Annotated in this window: 2 protein-coding genes; both read left to right on the top strand. The window is 77.9% G+C overall.

What is annotated here, in order from left to right; all coding sequences use genetic code 11:
- Positions 1–1,042: uroporphyrinogen decarboxylase family protein (locus tag BQ8008_RS00030; RefSeq protein WP_325048074.1), on the top strand; the 1,042-nt coding region annotated here is incomplete at its 5' end.
- Positions 1,043–2,160 (top strand): protoporphyrinogen/coproporphyrinogen oxidase (locus BQ8008_RS00025; RefSeq protein WP_234415137.1); only part of this gene is annotated, 1,118 nt, incomplete at its 3' end.

The raw sequence follows: 2,160 nt of genomic DNA, 5'->3' as shown, positions 1-2,160 counted from the left end.
GGTGGGGGGCGCTGCGGGTGTGGCGGCGATCGGGGAGGCCGTGCGCCGCGTCGTCGTCGAGCTGGGCAGCCCGCAGGCGCCGGGTAAGCGCGAGGGGCTGAGCGAGCGGGCGCGCGCCGGGCTGGAGCACAGCGCCGGGGCGGCGGGGTGGACACCGGTACTCGCCTTTGGCGGGGCGCCCTTCACACTGGCGGCCTACCTCGTGGAGGGTCGGCCCAGCCGCGACCACCTGGCGGCGCGCACGCTCATGCGCGCCGACCCCGAGTCCTGGGACCGGCTCATGACATGGTGCGCGCGCCTGACCGGCGAGTTCATGGCCACTCAGGTACGCGCCGGGGCGGCCGCGGCCCAGCTCTTCGACTCCTGGGCGGGCTCACTGTCACCGCGCACCTACCGCGAGCGCGTGGCGCCCTACTCGGGGCTCGCGCTGGAGGTGGCCCGGGGCGCCCTCTCCCCCACGACCGGTCGGGCGCCGCTCCTCATCCACTTCGGCACCGGGACGGCCCGGCTGCTGGGGCTCATGCGGCAGGGGGCCGACGCCGTCGGGATCGATGAGCGCATCGAGCTGGGCGAGGCGATCGAGGCGCTGGCCCAGGCCGACCCGCAGGCGGGAGCGTGCCCCGTCCAGGGCAACCTCGACCCGGCGCTACTGGCGGCGCCGTGGCCGCTGGTGGCCGAGGAGGTCGACGCGGTCCTGGCCGCCGGGCGCGCGGCCCCGGGGCACGTGGTCAACCTGGGTCACGGGGTGCCGCCGGCCACCGAGGCGGACGTGCTCACCCGGATCGTGGCGAGGGTGCACGGCTCGGCCGACTGGGAGGCCGTGGCGCTGGCCGGGTGGGATGCCGTCGCGGAAACGAGTGCGGACGCGACAGCGGGGACAATGACGGTCACCGGATCGGGCGCGGGATCGCCAACCGAGGCAACGGCGCAGCGGAGCGCGGGCAGGCCGGACCGGCGCGAGCCCGGTCGGCAGGCGCCACGGGGTCCCGGAGGACGGCCACTGGCCCGCACGACGCGTCACCACGGGCAGGAGGGGCGCTGAATGACCACGGATCCGGCGCACCCCGGGGGCCGCAGGGCGGGCGAGTGCCGGGAGCAGGACGGCCCCGACCGGCACGGAGCCCGGGCAGACGGATCGCAGTTGTCCTCGACCGCGTCTCCCCCGGTGAGCCTCTCCGAGGCCGGTGGCCGGCCCACGGACCCCGGCAGCCCGCAGACTCCCGCTCAGCGGTGGGACGCGCTCGTCGTCGGCGGTGGGATCGCGGGGCTGACGGCGGCCTGGGACCTGGTGCGCGCCGGGCTGCGGCCGCTGCTCGTCGAGGCGCGCGGCTACACCGGCGGGCTCGTCGCGGCCGGTCGGATCGGCGGGGCGCGGCTGGACCTGGGCGCCGAGGGCTTCGTCGTGCGCGGCGAGGCGGCCACCTCGATGCTGGCCGAGCTGGGACTGCGCACCACCGGACCGCACGGCCGGCCGAGGCTCTTCCTGCCGCCCCTGGCGCAGGCCGGTGACGACGTGGGCGAGGCGGGCGGAACCGATGACGGAGACGAGTCGCCCGGCTGGGCGCTGCACCGGTTTCCCGACGACGCCTACCTGGGGATCCCTGCGGACCCACTGGAGCCCGACGTCGTGAGCATCATCGGGCGGGCCGCTGCTCGGCGGGCCGCGAAGGACGCCGACCTGCCCGGGAGCGTGGGCACGGGCCCCGAGGACCCGGCCGACCTGGCCTCCTTCGTCACCGCACGGATGGGGACCGGCGTCCTGGAGCGGCTCGTGCGCCCGATCGTTGCGGGGATCCACTCGGCCGACCCCGCGGACCTGGCCGCTGACGTCGTCGTGCCGGGCCTGCGGCGGGCCACTGCGGAGCTGGGCTCGCTCAGCGCCGCTGTGGCGGCGGTGCTGGAGCGGCGTCGGGTCCGCCGGGACGGCGCGGGCGGGCGGAGCGTGGACGCGGCCGTCGAGGGCGGGCTGTTCCGGCTCACCGACGCGCTGCGCGAGGCGATCGAGGCCGGCGGCGGGAGCGTGCGGACCCGTACCGGCGCCCAGTGGCTACGGCCGGCCACCGGCGAGGGCGACGAGGGCGGGGACGGCGGAGGCGGTGGAGGTGGCCCCGCCACCTGGCGGGCGGGGATCGCACCGACCCGGCGGGGGCCGACGCCGGC

It is taken from the genome of Actinomyces sp. Marseille-P3109, from assembly GCF_900323545.1.
Classification (GTDB): Bacteria; Actinomycetota; Actinomycetes; order Actinomycetales; family Actinomycetaceae; genus Actinomyces.
This window is presented reverse-complemented; position numbering and strand designations above follow the sequence as displayed.